The organism is Streptomyces sp. NPDC091281, from assembly GCF_044757425.1.
Classification (GTDB): domain Bacteria; phylum Actinomycetota; class Actinomycetes; order Streptomycetales; family Streptomycetaceae; genus Streptomyces.
Map to the genome: position 1 here is coordinate 348,132 of NZ_JBIVUY010000004.1, position 14,837 is coordinate 362,968.

13 protein-coding genes and 1 pseudogene are annotated in these 14,837 nt (G+C 74.9%); 9 read left to right on the forward strand and 5 right to left on the reverse strand.

What is annotated here, in order from left to right; translation table 11 throughout:
* The first annotated feature begins 57 nt into the window (after nt 1-57).
* Genes ACIQPQ_RS13080 through ACIQPQ_RS13090 form a run of 3 tightly spaced genes read left to right on the forward strand, consistent with a single transcriptional unit; the run spans nt 58 to nt 2,409 of the window.
* Nucleotides 58-1,206 carry a lipid-transfer protein gene (locus tag ACIQPQ_RS13080; RefSeq protein WP_401303111.1) on the forward strand — a complete coding sequence of 383 codons (1,149 nt, stop codon included), beginning with the start codon at nt 58-60 and terminating at the stop codon, nt 1,204-1,206.
* Nucleotide 1,207: 1 nt separating this feature from the next.
* Nucleotides 1,208-1,633 carry a Zn-ribbon domain-containing OB-fold protein gene (locus ACIQPQ_RS13085; RefSeq protein WP_401303113.1) on the forward strand — a complete coding sequence of 142 codons (426 nt, stop codon included), beginning with the start codon at nt 1,208-1,210 and terminating at the stop codon, nt 1,631-1,633.
* Nucleotides 1,630-2,409 (forward strand): enoyl-CoA hydratase/isomerase family protein, encoded by a 780-nt coding sequence (locus tag ACIQPQ_RS13090; protein ID WP_401303114.1) that lies wholly within the window; start codon nt 1,630-1,632, stop codon nt 2,407-2,409. Before ACIQPQ_RS13085 ends, ACIQPQ_RS13090 begins: the two co-directional genes overlap by 4 nt.
* A gap of 33 nt (nt 2,410-2,442) precedes the next feature.
* Here ACIQPQ_RS13090 and ACIQPQ_RS13095 read toward each other — a convergent pair whose 3' ends face one another.
* Nucleotides 2,443-4,818 carry a PQQ-binding-like beta-propeller repeat protein gene (locus tag ACIQPQ_RS13095; RefSeq protein WP_401303115.1) on the reverse strand — a complete coding sequence of 792 codons (2,376 nt, stop codon included), beginning with the start codon at nt 4,816-4,818 and terminating at the stop codon, nt 2,443-2,445.
* Between the two features lie 178 nt (nt 4,819-4,996).
* The gene (locus ACIQPQ_RS13100) at nt 4,997-5,863 is read right to left on the reverse strand and encodes a VOC family protein (RefSeq protein WP_401303117.1); all 867 of its coding nucleotides are present in this window, start codon (nt 5,861-5,863) and stop codon (nt 4,997-4,999) included.
* A 134-nt stretch (nt 5,864-5,997) separates the two neighbouring features.
* On the opposite strand from ACIQPQ_RS13100, the gene ACIQPQ_RS13105 reads away from it, so the two are divergent.
* Nucleotides 5,998-6,633 carry a TetR family transcriptional regulator gene (locus ACIQPQ_RS13105; RefSeq protein WP_383769499.1) on the forward strand — a complete coding sequence of 212 codons (636 nt, stop codon included), beginning with the start codon at nt 5,998-6,000 and terminating at the stop codon, nt 6,631-6,633.
* Between the two features lie 175 nt (nt 6,634-6,808).
* Here the strand turns inward: ACIQPQ_RS13105 and ACIQPQ_RS13110 are convergent, their stop codons facing one another.
* Nucleotides 6,809-7,261: an Lrp/AsnC family transcriptional regulator gene (locus ACIQPQ_RS13110; protein ID WP_401303119.1), complete on the reverse strand. Its 453-nt coding sequence runs from the start codon at nt 7,259-7,261 to the stop codon at nt 6,809-6,811.
* 82 nt (nt 7,262-7,343) lie between these two features.
* Here ACIQPQ_RS13110 and ACIQPQ_RS13115 point away from each other — a divergent pair, with 82 nt between their 5' ends.
* On the forward strand, nt 7,344-8,120 hold the full coding sequence (locus tag ACIQPQ_RS13115) for a LysE family translocator (protein WP_401303121.1): 777 nt from the start codon (nt 7,344-7,346) through the stop codon (nt 8,118-8,120).
* Here the strand turns inward: ACIQPQ_RS13115 and ACIQPQ_RS13120 are convergent.
* Together ACIQPQ_RS13120 and ACIQPQ_RS13125 are read right to left on the reverse strand one after the other, a co-directional pair.
* A pseudogene (locus ACIQPQ_RS13120) lies at nt 8,044-8,565 on the reverse strand (nitroreductase family deazaflavin-dependent oxidoreductase); the annotation flags it as partial. The gene ACIQPQ_RS13115 and the pseudogene ACIQPQ_RS13120 sit on opposite strands and share 77 nt — an antisense overlap.
* A gap of 119 nt (nt 8,566-8,684) precedes the next feature.
* Nucleotides 8,685-10,031, reverse strand: a complete 1,347-nt coding sequence (locus ACIQPQ_RS13125) for an acyl-CoA dehydrogenase family protein (RefSeq protein ID WP_401303123.1) — start codon at nt 10,029-10,031, stop codon at nt 8,685-8,687.
* A 191-nt stretch (nt 10,032-10,222) separates the two neighbouring features.
* On the opposite strand from ACIQPQ_RS13125, the gene ACIQPQ_RS13130 reads away from it, so the two are divergent.
* The 4 genes from ACIQPQ_RS13130 to ACIQPQ_RS13145 all read left to right on the forward strand — a co-directional run bounded on the left by ACIQPQ_RS13130 (nt 10,223) and on the right by ACIQPQ_RS13145 (nt 14,814).
* The gene (locus ACIQPQ_RS13130) at nt 10,223-11,401 is read left to right on the forward strand and encodes a thiolase C-terminal domain-containing protein (RefSeq protein WP_401303125.1); all 1,179 of its coding nucleotides are present in this window, start codon (nt 10,223-10,225) and stop codon (nt 11,399-11,401) included.
* A 57-nt stretch (nt 11,402-11,458) separates the two neighbouring features.
* A complete protein-coding gene (locus tag ACIQPQ_RS13135; protein ID WP_401303126.1) occupies nt 11,459-11,866 on the forward strand; it encodes a hypothetical protein in 408 nt (135 codons plus the stop codon).
* A gap of 66 nt (nt 11,867-11,932) precedes the next feature.
* Complete coding sequence (locus ACIQPQ_RS13140; protein WP_401303128.1) at nt 11,933-14,116, forward strand: PE-PGRS family protein; 2,184 nt, start codon at nt 11,933-11,935, stop codon at nt 14,114-14,116.
* 23 nt (nt 14,117-14,139) lie between these two features.
* Complete coding sequence (locus ACIQPQ_RS13145) at nt 14,140-14,814, forward strand: pyridoxal 5'-phosphate synthase (protein WP_401303130.1); 675 nt, start codon at nt 14,140-14,142, stop codon at nt 14,812-14,814.
* The last annotated feature ends 23 nt before the right edge of the window (nt 14,815-14,837 follow it).

Sequence of the window (14,837 nt, forward strand, 5' to 3'; positions counted from 1 at the left end):
AACGCTAACCTGACGCACTGTCAGCCCGAAGTCCCCGTGCGCGGAGGTGACCGGAAGATGGCCGGGCTCAAGGACGCCACCGCGATCGTCGGCATCGGGCAGACGCCCTTCGCCAAGCACCTGCCCGAGGACGAGAAGACGCTCGCCTGCCGGGCCGTCCTCGCCGCCCTCGACGACGCCGGGATCGACCCCGGCGAGGTCGACGCCCTCGCCTCGTACACCATGGAGGAGACCGACGAGGTCGAGCTGGCCAAGGCGGTCGGCCTCGGCGACCTCACCTGGTTCGGCCGGGTCCCGTTCGGCGGCGGCGGGTCCTGCGGCACCGTCGCCCACCTCGCCACCGCGATCGCCGCGGGCCAGGCCACGGTGGGCGTGGCCTGGCGGTCCCGCAAACGCGGCAGCGGCCCCCGCCCGTGGCGCGACACCACGGCCCAACTCCCCACGCCCGCCCAGTGGACGCGGCCCTTCGGCCTGCTGCGGCCGGTCGACGAGATCGCCCTGCTGGCCCGCCGCTGGCTCCATGAGTACGGCGCCACCCGCGACCACCTCTTCCACGTCGCCCTCGCCTGCCGCAACCGCGCCAACCAGAACCCGGCCGCCCTGATGTACGCCCGCCCCCTCACCCGCGAGGCGTACATGACCGCCCGCTGGATCAGCGAACCCCTCTGCCTCTACGACAACTGCCTGGAGACGGACGGGGCGTTGGCCTGCGTCGTCGTCTCCCGCGAACGCGCCCGCGACTGCGCGCAGCGGCCCGTCTACGTCCACTCGGTCGCCCAGGGCCTGCCCGCCCAGCACCACGGGATGGTCAACTACTGGAACGACGACCCGCTCACCGGCCCCGCCTGGACCGCCGCCCGGCACCTGTGGAAGCACGCCGACCTCACCCCGCAGGACGTCGACGTCGCCCAGATCTACGACGCGTTCACCCCGCTGATCCCGCTCTCCCTGGAGGGCTACGGCTTCTGCGGCCGGGGCGAGGGCGGCGCGTTCACCGAGGGCGGCGCCCTGGAGATCGGCGGACGGCTGCCGCTGAACACCGGCGGGGGCGGCCTCAGCGAGGCGTACGTGCACGGCTTCAACCTGATCACCGAGGGCGTGAAGCAGTTGCGCGGGACCAGCACCGCCCAGGTCCGCGGCGCCACCACCTGTCTGGTCACCGGCGGGGAGAGCGTCCCCACCTCCGCGCTGCTGCTGAGGAGTTGACATGCTGCGACCCCAGGTCGACGCGGACGGCGCCCCCTTCTGGGCGTACGCGGCCCGCGGCGAACTCCGCGTCCAGGCCTGCGCCGACTGCGGCGAACCCCGCTTCCCGCCCCGCCCCTGCTGCCCGCACTGCCACTCCTTCGCCCACGAGTGGCGGCCCACCGACGGCCGGGGCCGCGTCTGGTCGTACGTCGTCGCCCACCCGCCGCTGCTCCCCGACTACGCCGCCCACGCCCCCTACAACGTGATCCTGGTGGAGCTGTCCGACGCGCCCCGGGTCCGCCTCGTCGGCAACCTGGTGACCGGACCCGGCGCGCCCCTGGGCTCGTTCCCCCGCGAGCGGCTGGACCGGCTGCGGATCGGCGCCCGCGTCCAGGCCGTCTTCGACGGCTCGGGGCTGCCCCGCTGGGTCCTGGAGCGGCCGTGACCGTCCGCCGCGACACCGACCCGGAGAGCGGGGTCGCCGTCGTCACCCTGGACCGCCCGGCGCGGCTCAACGCGATCGACCTGGACACCGCCCGCGAACTCGCCGCCGTGTGGCGGGCGTTGCGCTGGGACGACACGGTCCGCGCGATCGTCCTCACCGGCGCCGGACAGCGCGCCTTCTGCACCGGCATCGACCGCGACGCCGTCGTCCCGCAGCCCGGATCGCCGTACATGCAGGACGACCCGCTGCTCACCCTCGGCCCCAAGGCGAACGACCTGTGGAAGCCGGTCGTCGCCGCCGTCGAGGGCATGGCCTGCGGCGGCGCCTTCTACCTGCTCGGCGAGTGCGAGTTCCTGATCGCGTCCACCGACGCCGTCTTCTTCGACCCGCACACCACGTACGGCATGGTCAGCGCCTACGAGTCGGTCCTCATGACCGGCCGGATGCCGCCCGGCGAGGTCGCCCGCACGATGCTGATGGGCACCGCCGAACGCCTCTCCGCGCACCGCGCCCACACCATCGGCCTGGTCTCCGAACTCACCGCCCCCGGCGCCGCCCTCCCCACGGCCGTCGCCCGCGCCGCCGTCATCGCGGGCCACCCCCCGCTCGCCGTCCAGGGCACCGTCCGCGCCCTCTGGTCCGCCGGCACCCCCACCCGCACCGCGGGCTACGCCCAGGCCCCCCACCTCATCACCCTCGGCAACCTCCCCCCGCAGGAACAGGCGGAGCTGTTCGGGAGGCGGGGGGAGGAGGGGGGCGGGTACCGGGTGCGGTGAGCGCCGCGTGAGCCCCCGTCTCCTCCCCGGGGCTTACGCCGTCCGGGCCGTGCCCGTGCCCTTCTCGGCGTCGAGGGCGTAGACGCAGCGGTCCTTGCTGCACGCGTAGACGATGCCGTCGCGGACGACGGGGGAGCCGGTGATCTCGCCGCCGGTGGCGAGTTTCCAGCGGAGGCGGCCGTCGTCGGCCTTGAGGGTGTAGAGGAGGTGGTCGGTGGAGCCGAAGTGGATGCGTTCCTCGGCGACCGCGGGGGCGCCGACGATGTCGCCGCCCGCCTGGAAGCGCCACTTCGGGGTGCCGGTGACGGCGTCCAGGGTGTAGAGGCCCTTGCCGCTGCCGACGTGGACGTGGCCCGCCGCGACCAGCACCGGGTCGATGGAGGAGCGGGCCTCGGTGGCGATGCGCCAGCGGTCGCGGCCGTCGGCGGCGTCGAGGGCGTAGACCGTGCCGAGGTAGTCGGCGAGGTAGACGCCGCCGCCGGTGACCGCGGGGCCGGGGACGAAGGCGGGCGGGGAGAGGAAGACCGCGGGCGCCTCGAAGTGCCAGCGGACCCGGCCGCTGGCGACGTCGACGGCGAGGACGCGGGTCCCGGCGGCGAGGTAGACGTGGCCGTCGGGGGCGTTCGTGACGCGGACCGGGACCCCGCCGCAGGAGGCGGCGTCGCCGATCGGGTACGACCAGCGCTCCTCGCCGGAGCGGGCGTCGAGGGCGCGCAGGCGGGCGTCCTGCCAGACGTAGACCGTGCCGTCGTGCAGGGCCGGGCCCGCCTCCGGGGACTCGAAGTCGGTCTGGCAGCCGGTGATCTCCCACAGTTTGCGGCCGTCGGACGCCTCCCAGGCCTGGACGCCGCCGCCGCGGGTGCCGGTGACGACGACGCCGTGCTCGGCGCGCAGGCAGTACACCCAGGCGTCGGTGGGCAGCCGCCACAGGTCGGTGCCCTCGCGGGCGTCCAGGGCGAAGAGGGTGGGGCCGTCGGAGGCGTGCACGCGGCCGTCGGCGACCGCCATCGACCAGGCGACGTCGCGGGTCTTGAAGCGGCGGCGGCCGGTGGCCACGTCCAGGGCGTGCACCTCGAAGGAGGTGACGTAGACGAGGTCGCCCGCGACCGCCGGGGTGCCCCACACGTCGTTCGACATGCGGAACCGCCAGGGCCGCCAGCCCTCCGGGGTGGCCGGGGCGGCGGGCGGCGCGGCGGTGGGCGCCGGGTCGGCGCCGTTGACGCCGGGGCGCAGCCGCGACCAGTGCGCGACGAGACCGGGGTCGGGCGCGGGCGCCTTCACGGCGGCGGTGTGCCGTACGTCGGCGACGCGCGGGCCGGGACCGATGGGGACGGCGTTGCCCGCCAGGCGGACGGGGCCGGTGCCGGGGGCGCCGACCGCGGCGGGCGGCACCGGTTCGCGGGGCGGGGCGGGCACCACGGGGTCGTGCGCGGGCGGGGGCGGCACCTGCGGCTGGGGCGGGCGGGCCATGCCGACGCCGGGGCGCTGGGCGGGCGCGGCCTGCTTGACCGGGCGCCCGCCGCGGCGGGACTCGATGAGCGCGACCGCCTTCTCGGGCAGCCACGCGGACGCCGTACCGCTGTCGTCGGAGCCGGGGCCGAAGAGGTGCGGGGCGAGCTGGGCCTGGAGGTCGGCGGGGCTCGGGCGGCCGGGGGCGTCCATCTGCATGCAGGACTCGATGAGCGGGCGCAGCTCGTGCGGCAGGCCCTCCAGGTCGGGGCCCTCGCGCAGCAGCATGAAGACGGTCTCGACCGGGTTCGCGCCGTGGAACGGGGGGTGGCCGGTGGCGGCGAAGACGAGGGTGGAGCCGAGGGAGAACACGTCGCTGGCGCCGGTGACGCTGCGGGAGTCCTTGGCCTGCTCGGGCGACATGTAGGCGGGCGTGCCGACGGCGACGTTCGTCATGGTCAGGCGGGTGTTGGAGACGCCGGAGGCGATCCCGAAGTCGATCACCCGGGGGCCGTCCTCGACGACGAGGACGTTGGACGGCTTCAGGTCGCGGTGGACGAGCCCGGCGCCGTGGATGGACTGGAGCGCCTCCGCGATGCCCGCGGCGAGCCAGCGGACGGCCTGGGCCGGCAGCGGCCCGCAGTCGTTCACTATCTCCTCCAGCGAGGGCGCCGGGACGTAGGCGGTGGCCAGCCAGGGCACGGCCGCCCGCGGGTCGGCGTCGACGACGGCGGCCGTGTAGAAGCCGGAGACCGCCCGCGCCGCCTCCACCTCCCGCGTGAAGCGCACGCGGAAGAGCTGGTCCTCGGCCAGTTCGGTCCGGACCGTCTTGATCGCCACCCGCCGCCCGGAGGCCGAACGCGCGAGATAGACCAGCCCCATGCCGCCGGCCCCCAGCCGTCCCAGCACCTCGAACGGCCCGATCCGCCGCGGGTCGTGCTGCGTCAGCTGATCCACCACTTGCCTGCCACCTCCCCGTACGGGCCGCGTCACCCATGTGTGTACGCGGCCCCGTGCAGCGTCTCACCACCGCACCGCCGCGGCGGCACGCACCCTGATTCTTCCTGGCCCGGCCCGTGGTTGCGAACCCTGCGACAATCGGGGTGTCTCATCTCATATACGTGCAGACGAGACGGGTTCAGCGCTGGAGCAGCGCGAACGACGCTCCTTGATTGTCCGTGACGACCGCCACAGTTCCGTACGAGGCGGCGAACGGACCGGCCTGCACGCGCCCCCCGAGGCGGCTCACCGTGCCGAGGGCGGCCGCGCAGTCGTCGGTGCCGAAGTGGACGAGGAAGTGCGGCGGCATCATCGCCGAGAAGACGTCCGCGACGGGCGAGCGCCCGAAGTCGGGTTCGGCGCCGGGCCCGAAGAGGGCGTCGTGGAAGAGGTGGCCGTAGAAGGTGTTCGCGGCGCCGGTGTCGCGGGCGTAGAGCTGCGCCCAGGCGAAGGCGCCGGGCCGGTGGCGGACGCCGAAGCCGGGCAGCGCGGCGGGCTGCCACAGGCCGAACACGGCGCCCTCGGGGTCGGCGGCGAGGGCGGCGGTGCCCGCCCCGCCGACCGGGAGCGGCGCGGTGACCAGCTGTCCGCCGGCCGTCAGGATGCGGCGGGCGGTGGCGTCGGCGTCCGGGGTCGCGAAGTACACGGTCCACACGGTGGGCATGCGGCCGTCCGCCTTGCGGGCCAGTCCGGCGACGGGGACGCCGTCGAGGAGGGCGGGTACGAGGCCGTCCGGGGCGTCGGGCTCGCCCGTGCGGCCGTTCAAGGGGCCGCTCGCGGGGCCGTTCTGGGGGCCGTTCGCGGGGCTGGTGCCGTCGGGGGCTTCGGGGGCGTTCCCGCGGCCGCTCGCGCGCCCGCCCGGACGCTCGCCGGTGCCGGGGAAGTCCCATCCGAACAGCTCACCGTAGAAGCGCTTGCCCGCGTCCACGTCGGGGAGCTGGGCGTCCACCCAGCAGGGAACGCCCTCTGCGTACACCGGTGCCCTCTTGGGGACGTTTTCGGCCATGCAGCCAAACTAACGGCGCCGCGCGCAGGCCGCAGACCAGGCACACCCGCCTCCGGACGCCCCCGCACCCCATTTGCAGTCGGCCGAATCGCGCTCCGATCACCCCTCGGTAAGCTGACGGCATGACAGGACAAGTGCGTACCGTCGACGGCCGCGTGGCCGGTCGGCGCGGGCAGGCGACGCGGCAGAAGCTGCTGGACTGCCTCAGCGAGATGCTCAGCTCCTCTCCGTACCGCGACGTCAAGGTCATCGACGTCGCCCGGAAGGCGGGCACTTCGCCCGCGACCTTCTACCAGTACTTCCCGGACGTCGAGGGCGCCGTCCTGGAGATCGCCGAGCACATGGCCGCCGAGGGCGCCGGGTTGACCGAGCTGCTGGCCGGACGGTCCTGGGTCGGCAAGGCGGGCTGGCAGACCGCGCAGGAACTCGTGGACGGCTTCCTGGAGTTCTGGCGGAAGAACGACGCGATCCTGCGCGTGGTCGATCTCGGCGCCGCCGAGGGCGACAAGCGTTTCTACAAGCTCCGCATGAAGATCCTGAACTCGGTGAACAACTCCCTCGCGGACGCCGTCGCCGAGTTGCAGTCGAAGGGCAAGGTCGACAAGGACGTGAACCCGGCCGCGGTCGCCGGTTCCCTGGTCGCGATGCTCGCCGCCGTCGCCTCCCACCAGAAGGGCTTCCAGTCCTGGGGCGTCAAGCAGGCCGAACTCAAGCCGAATCTGGCCCTGTTGGTCTATCTGGGGGTCACCGGCAAGAAGCCGACGAAGTGACGGCGTAGCGCGCGGCGGCACGGCAGCCGCAGATACCCAGGCCCCACGTCCTGTCTGGCAGGCGGTGGTTCACCCGCGACCGGGTGAGCCACCGCCTGCCGCGCTCTGCGGAGCCGGACGGAATTCGCCTACGGCGCCGGGGCGTTGACTGTGCGCCCGGCGACCGGGCCGGGGTTCACGCGGGCAGCGGGCGGTCGCGCACCACGTGCTTCATCACCAGCGTCGAGGTGAGGCGCTGCACCCCCGGCAGGGTGGCGAGCCGTTCGTCGTAGAGCCGCTGGAAGGCCGCGAGGTCGGCGGTGGCCACCCGCAGCAGATAGTCCGGCTCCCCGAACAGCCGCTGCGCGTCGAGGACATGCTCCACCTCGCCGACGGCCCGTTCGAACTCCACGACCGTGTCCCGGTCCTCCTGCCGCATCGAAACGAAGACCAGCGCCTCGAAGGCCAGCCCGAGGGCGGTGGGCTCCACGACGGCCCGGTAGCCGCTGATCGCCCCGGACCGCTCCAGCTCCCGCAGCCGCCGGTGGCAGGGCGAGACGCTGAGCCGCACCCGCGCCGCCAGCTCGGTCACGGTCAGCCGCCCGTCCTGCTGGAGCTGGGCAAGAATCTTCCGGTCCACGTCGTCCATGGGCAAGATCTTTCCCCATAAGGGGCGAATCCGTGAAAACTTCGAAAACACCTTCGCCCGATTCACGCCTGATGTCCCCGGCATGGACACCGGCACCCTCCTCTCCTTCCTCGCCCTGGACCTGCTCCTGGTCTGCGTCCCGGGCGCCGACTGGGCGTACGTGATCGCCACCGGCCTGCGCGGGCGCCCGGTCGGCTGGGCGGTGGGCGGCCTGGTCGGCGGGTACGCCCTGCACACGGCGCTGGCCGCCGCGGGCCTCGCGGTACTGGTGGCGGGCTCCCCCGGCACCCTCACCGCGCTGACGGCGGCGGGCGCCGGATACCTGGTGTGGCTGGGGTGGGGGGTGCTGCGGCGACCGGGGGTGCGGGGCGGTGCGGAGGCGCCGGGGCGGGCGGCGGGGCAGGCGGCGGGGCCGCCGGAAGCGGGGCGGGAAGCGGTGGGGGCCACCGGAGGGGTGCGGGCGGCCGGGGGTTCGCAGGGTGCGGCGGGGTGGGCGGGCGTGTTCCGGCGGGGTGCCGCGATCAGCGGCCTCAACCCCAAGGGCCTGCTGCTCTACCTCTCGGTGCTGCCGCAGTTCCTGACGGTGGGCGCGGCCGGTGCGGGCTCCGGGGCGGGGGCAGGCTCGGCGCCGGGGCCGGGTTCGGGGTCGGTGGGGCTGCCGGTTCCCGTACAGACGGCGGTCCTCGGCCTGCTCCACATGGCGTGCTGCGCCGCCGTCTACGGCGCGGTCGGGGTCGCGTCCCGCCGTCTGCTGGGCGCCCGCCCGCGCGCGGCCCGCGCGGTCACCCGGACGTCGGGGGCGGCGATGCTGGGGATCGGGGCGTTCCTGCTGGTCCAGCGGCTGGCGGCCGTGGGCTGAGCCGGAACAGCCGGATCTCCCGCGTCACCCGCGCCTGGTAGGCGGCGTACGGCGGCCAGAACGCGAGGGCGGTCCGCCAGGCCGCCATACGTTCCTCCCCGGTCAGCAGCCGGGCGGTGACCGGGATGTCGGTGCCGCGCCAGCTGATCTCGGCGTCCGGGTGGGCGAGGAGGTTCGCGGTCCAGGCCGGGTGCCCCGCGCGCCCGAAGTTGGACCCGACCAGCAGCCAGCCCCGGCCCCCGTCCTCGGGCAGACAGGCGAGCGGCGTACGCCGGGCCAGCCCGATGCGGGCCCCGGTCGCGGTGAGCACGAGCCCCGGCAGCAGATGGGCGCTGAGCAGCACCTTTCCCCGCGTGAGCCGGTGAACGGCCCGGTCGAGGGCGGGGACGACGTGCGGGGCGGCGCGCGCGAAGGCGGGCGTGGCGGAGACCCGCTGGACGAGCCGTACGAACCAGGCGGCCCGGAGGGGCGAGCGACGACGGGACGGGCGTAGACGGGACGGGTGTAGACGGGACGGGCGGCGTCGACGGGGCGGGTGGGACGCGGCGGACTGGGGGCCGCCGGTCACGGGGACACCCCGGCGGGGGCGGGGGCCGGGGCGAAGAGCCCGGCGCGCTCGGCGGCGTGGGCGCGCAGCCGGTGCGCGGGACCGAACAGCAGCGCGTCACCGGCGGCGCGCTTGAAGTACAGGTGGGCGTCGTGCTCCCAGGTGAACCCCATCCCGCCGTGCAACTGGATCGCCTCGGCGGCGGCGGTACGGAGCGCTTCGAGAGCGGCGGCGAGAGCGGGCCCGGCGACGGGTTCGGGGGACTCCACCGTTCGGGTGAGGGCGGGGCCAGGAACCGGGACCGGGGCCGCACCCGGGGCCCTACGCGAGACCTCCACCGCCCCCTCCCCCACTGGATGCTCCCCCTCCCCCTCCGGAGGCTCCCCCACCGCCCAGGCGGCGTAGTACGCGGCGGACCGGGCGGCCTGGACCTGGACGTAGACGTCGGCCAGCCGGTGCTGGACGGCCTGGAAGGAGCCGATCGTCCGCCCGAACTGCTCGCGCCGTCCGACGTGCTCGACGGTCAGCTCCAGCGCGCGCCCGGCGGCCCCGACGGCTTCGCAGGCGAGGACGGCGGCGGCCCCCTCCCCGACGGAGGCGAGCGCGGCGAGCACACCGCGAGCGCTCCCCACCGCTCCCGCCGCCCCCGCCTCCTCCTCACCCAGTAACTCGGCGCGGGTGTCGCGCAGTTGTACGCGTCCGAGCGGGCGGGTGGCGTCCAGCGCGGTCTGCCGTACGCGGGTCAGGCCCGGGGTGTCGCCGGGGACGAGGAAGAGGCGGACGCGGGAGCGGGCGTACCCCCCGGTGTGGGCGGCGACGAGGAGGAGGTCGGCGCTGTGCCCGTCGAGGACCTGGGCGGCCTCGCCGTACAGCCGCCAGGTGCCCGCGACCCGGCGGGCCTGGACGCCGCCCGCCCGGCCGCCGCCAGCCCAGTCGCCGCCGTTGCGGCGGGTCAGCCCGAGGGCGGTGGCGAGGGCGGCGCCCGGCACGGCGAGCGTGGCGGTGAGGGCGCCGGAGGCGAGGCGGGGCAGGAGGGCGGCGCGCTGGGCGCCGGTGCCGAGGGCGAGGACGAGCGGGGCGGCGAGGACGGTGGTGGCGAGCAGCGGGGAGGGGGCGAGGGCGCGCCCGGTCTCCTCGCAGGAGAGGGCGAGGTCGGTGACGGGGCAGCCGATCCCGCCGTACGCCTCCGGCAGGGCCAGGCCGGGGAGGCCGAGCTGTCCGGCGAGGGCGGCCCAGAGGCCGGGGTCGTGCCCGGCGGGGGTGTCGAGAGCGGCGCGCAGGGCGGTGGGGCCACAGCGGTCGTGGAGCAGTTGGCGCAGGGCGCGGCGCATCCCGTCCTGCTCGGCGGTGAGGCTGGGGTCCATGGGACGGCACTCCCTCCCGATCCGCCGGCTCACCCGGAGCCGACCTGACGGCCCGTCATATTAGGCGCGAAGTAACGGATTTCCCACACCCCCGACACCCTCCACTCCCCAACTCCCCCACTCCCCAACTCCCCAACTTCGCAACTCCTCCGCTCCCCCACCCGCACTTAATCTGATGTACCGTCAGATTTATGTCTCCTGTGGGTTCCCGCAAGGTGGCCGTGGTCGGGGTGGCGTTGTCGGACTGCGGCCGGGTGGACGACGTGACGCCGTACGCGTTGCACGCGCAGGCGGCGCGGCGGGCGTTGGCGGACGCGGGCCTGGACCGTGGGCTGGTGGACGGTCTCGCGTCGGCCGGGCTCGGCACGCTGGCGCCGGTGGAGGTGGCGGCCCATCTGGGGCTGCGGCCGACGTGGGTGGACTCGACGTCGGTGGGCGGCTCGACGTGGGAGGTGATGGCGGGGCACGCGGCGGACGCGATCGCGGCGGGGCACGCGAACGCGGTGCTGCTGGCGTACGGTTCGACGGCGCGCGCGGACGTCCGGGCGGGACGGCGGAGCGGGACGTACGCGTTCGGGGCGGGCGGCCCGCTCCAGTTCGACGTCCCGTACGGGCACACGCTGATCGCGAAGTACGCGATGGCGGCCCGCCGTCACATGGTCGAGTACGGCACGACGATCGAGCAGTTGGCGTCGGTGGCGGTGCAGGCGCGGGCGAACGCGGCGCTGAACCCGGAGGCGATGTTCCGTACTCCGCTGACGGTGGACGAGGTGCTGTCGGGCGGGATGATCGCGGACCCGTTCACGAAACTGCACTGCTGCGTACGGTCGGACGGCGGGGCGGCGGTGCTGCTCGCGGCGGAGGAGTACGCGCGGGACTGCCGTACAGAGCCGGTGTGGGTCCTCGGCACCGGGGAGCACGTGTCGCACGCGAGCCTGTCGGACTGGGAGGACTTCACGGTGTCCCCGGCGGCGGTGAGCGGTCGCCTCGCCTTCGCGCGGGCGGGCCTGCGCCCGGCCGAGATGGACTTCGCGCAGCTCTACGACGCGTTCACCTACATGACGTTGGTGACGCTGGAGGACCTCGGCTTCTGCGCGAAGGGCGAGGGCGGACCGTACGTGGCGGAGGGCGGCCTGCGCGTCGGCGCGGGCGGCGGCCTCCCGGTCAACACGGACGGCGGCGGCCTGTCCGCCCAACACCCTGGCATGCGCGGCCTGTTCCTCCTCGTGGAGGCGGCCCGCCAACTCCGCGGCGAGGCAGGCCCCCGCCAGACCCACCGCCCGGACGGCACCCTGCCCCGACTGGGGGTGGCGTCGGGGATCGGGGGGTGGTTCTGCTCGGCGGGGACGGTGGTGATGGGGGTGGGTTAGGGCCTGTCTCAGACAGGCCCCAGGCCGGGCACTAAGGTCGAGCGCGGAGGTGGGGCGATGTCCTGGCAGTCCGTGATCATCCTTGTCCCCGAGGGACAACGCGCGTCGCTGGAGGCGCGTTTCCACGGTCTCGACCTGAACCCCGATCCCGTGACGGGGGCCGAAAGGCCGCCGCACCAGGACGGGTACGCGCACTGCTTCGACCTCTCGGGCCACGTCCTGACGGACTACGCGCCGGAGAAGCTCGCCGAGGTGAGGGACCGGATCGGCGCACCGTACGCGGCCTTGGTGGAGTACCCATCGGTGGACGCGGCACGAACCGTGCTCCGCCGCGTCCTGCCCGGTGTGCACGGCCTCGTCGACACCGACCACCACGAGATCCTTCGGGCCGACGACTTCCTCACCCTGCTGGACCGCTTCCCCGACTGGGACTGGCACCACCGCCCGAGCACCGAACTGCTTTAGCCTCCACCGCTGTTGCCTGACCGTCGTCCGTCGTCCGTCGTCCGTCGTCCGGCACGATGGGCTCTCGTGACAGCTGGACGGGATGACCTCAGGGCGCTGCTGCGGCACGCCGGACTCGACGTGGTGGCGGGCGAAGGGGCCGTGGGGTCGAAGGCCGTGTCGCCCTCGGCCGCATGGCGCATGGTCGTCGCGGCCGGTACGGAACCGGCGGTACGGGTGCGCGCGGACCGGCCCGACGTCATCACGGAGCTGAACGCACGATGGCTCGCCCTCGCGACCCGCACCGAGCCAGCCAGCGCGGACGGGGCCGGGATCGTGGGCGAGGGCGGCGAGTTCCTCATCGATGTCGCCGGTGACTGGACCCACGGCGGGGAGCGGCGCTGGACGCGGGTGCGGCTCGCCGAGGGCTGGGATCTCGCCGGGGTCCTGGGCGAGCGGCCCGGCGGGCCGGAGTTCGTGACGCTGGCGCCGGACGGGAACGCCCTGCTGGGCATGGTGTGCGGCTCGGACGAGGTCCGCCTCGTCTCCGTACCGGACCTCCCCGCGCGGCGGGAGGCCGAGGCGCGGGCGGCCGTACGGGAGACCCCGCGGCAACGGGCGGACGCCTGGGACTCGTTGGCGTCGGGTCCGGTGCCGTCGCCGGAGTTGCGGGAGCAGTGGGCGAGCGGGCTGGCGACGAACGAGGCCCTGCCGGAGGAACTTCTCGTCCCTCTGCTGGGCCGGTCGCATCTCCTGCTGTGGCGTCCCCTTCCGGCGGCGGTCGTCGAGGCGGCCCTCGTCCACCCCGATCCGACGGTGCAGGATCTGCTGGCCGACGCCCAGACGAACCTGACCGGCCCGCAGTGGGCACGGCTGATCCTCGGCGCGCGGGACGAGCGGCACCGTTGGATCTACACCTGGAGTGCGGCGGACCGGGGTGCCGTACTGCCCGCGGAGGTGTGCGAACGGCTGGCCGCCGACCCCTCCGCGCGGGTGCGGGAGCAGGCCGCGAGGCTGCCCGGACCTCCCGGACTGTCCGGACTGTCCGCGGCGACGCTGACGGCTCTGGCGTCCGACGGGGCCGCGCGGGTGCGGGCCGAGGTCTGCCGGACGGCTTGGGCCGACCTGCGCCCCGAGGACCGCCGGGCGCTGCTCGACGACGCCGACGGTACGGTCCGCGAGGAGGCGCTGTTCCGGCACCACAGGGACCGGCCGGTGTCACGGTCAGTGTTCCGGGCGATGGTGGGTGATGGCGACGGGGCGTCGCCGGACGGAGCGGCGCGCGGGTCCTGGACGGATCACGGTGGCACCGTCCCCGCGGGGGCCAAGGAGATCCGGGTGCTCTCCGGCCTCCGCCTGGAGCGGGCCGTGGCCGAGGAGGCGGTCCGGCACGCGGACCCGGCGCGGCGCCGGGCGCTTGCGGGCAACCGTCACCTGGACGCGGACCTGGTCGCCGTACTCGCCTCGGACCCCGACGCGGCCGTCCGGTCCGCGGTGGCCGTACGGCACGACCTCACCGAGGAGCAACGGGCCCTCATACAGGTCGACTTCGATCCCAGGGGCTACCACTACACGCTCGACTGGGTCGGGAAGCTGCACACGGACGCCGACGCGATGCGCGGGCTGGCGGCCTCGTCGCATCCGCTGATCCGCAGGAGCGTGGCCCGTGCCCGGCGGCTCCCGCCGGATGTCGTCGCGCTGCTCGCCCGCGACGAGGACCGTGTCGTCCAGCTCTTCCTGGCGGAGTCCTGCGACGACGCGCCCGCCGAGATGCTGCTGCGCGTGTGGCGGTGGTGGACCGGCAGCCTCAGCGTCCCCGACCGCCCCCGCGGACACCCGAACTTCCCGCGCGAGGGCCTTCTGCGCTACGCCGACGACCCGAGCCCGCGGATGCGGCGTCTGGCGCCGGACGACCCCGCGTCGACGGCCGACCACGTCGAGCGGTGCGGCCGGGACGACGCGGAGGAGGTGCGGCGGCGGGCCGCGAAGGACCCGCGGCTGACGCCCGCGTCGGCGTTACGGCTGCTCGACGACCCGAGCAGGCGGGTACGGTGCGCGGTGGCCGCGGGGCATCCCGCGCTGCCCGCGGGAGTGACGGTCCGGCTCCTGCGGGACACCGACACCGCACAGGACGCGGCCCGCAACCCGGCCCTGCCCGTACCGGTGATGGAACAGATACTGCGGCTGCTCGGCGCCCCGCTTCCGAGGGAGCGGGACGCGCCGGGTCCGGACCAGATGACCTCACCGGTGAGCCCCCGGACGCCGGAGTGACCGTACTGCCGGACACTGGGTCCATGGGAACGGATCTCCACGACATGCTGAGGTCGCTGCGGGTATGGGACCCGGAGGTGACCGACCTGCCGCCCTTCGACCCGGCGGCGGCGCCGGACGAGCCGCTGGCACTGTTCACGCGCTGGTTCGCGGAGGCGGTGGCGGCGGGTGAGCGGGAGCCGCACACGATGACGCTGGCGACCGCCGACGCGGACGGGCTGCCGGACGCCCGGATCGTGATGCTGCACGGCGCCGACGAGGCCGGGGGCTGGGCCTTCGCCACCCACGCCACCAGCCGCAAGGGCGGCCACCTCGCGGCCCGCCCGTACGCGGCCCTCACCTTCTACTGGCCGCGCCTCGGCCGCCAGGTCCGGGTACGCGGCCCCGTGACCACGGCCCCGCCCCAGGAGGCCCGCTCCGACCTGCACGCCCGCTCGACCGGCGCCCTCGCGGCAGCCCTCACCGGCCACCAGAGCGAACCCCTCTCCTCCCTGGCCGAGTTGGCGACGGCCTCGGAAGCAGCCTGGGAAGTGGCCCGCCTCCACCCCACCACCGAGTCCCCCACCTGGACCCTCTACCGACTCCACCCCACAGAGACGGAGTTCTTCCAGGGAGACGCCAAACGCCGCCACGTGAGGCTGAGTTACCGGCGCGAGGGGGACGGGGAGGGGTGGTCTCGGGGGCTACTGTGGCCGTAGGGGTGCGCCTACGGCGGAAAGCC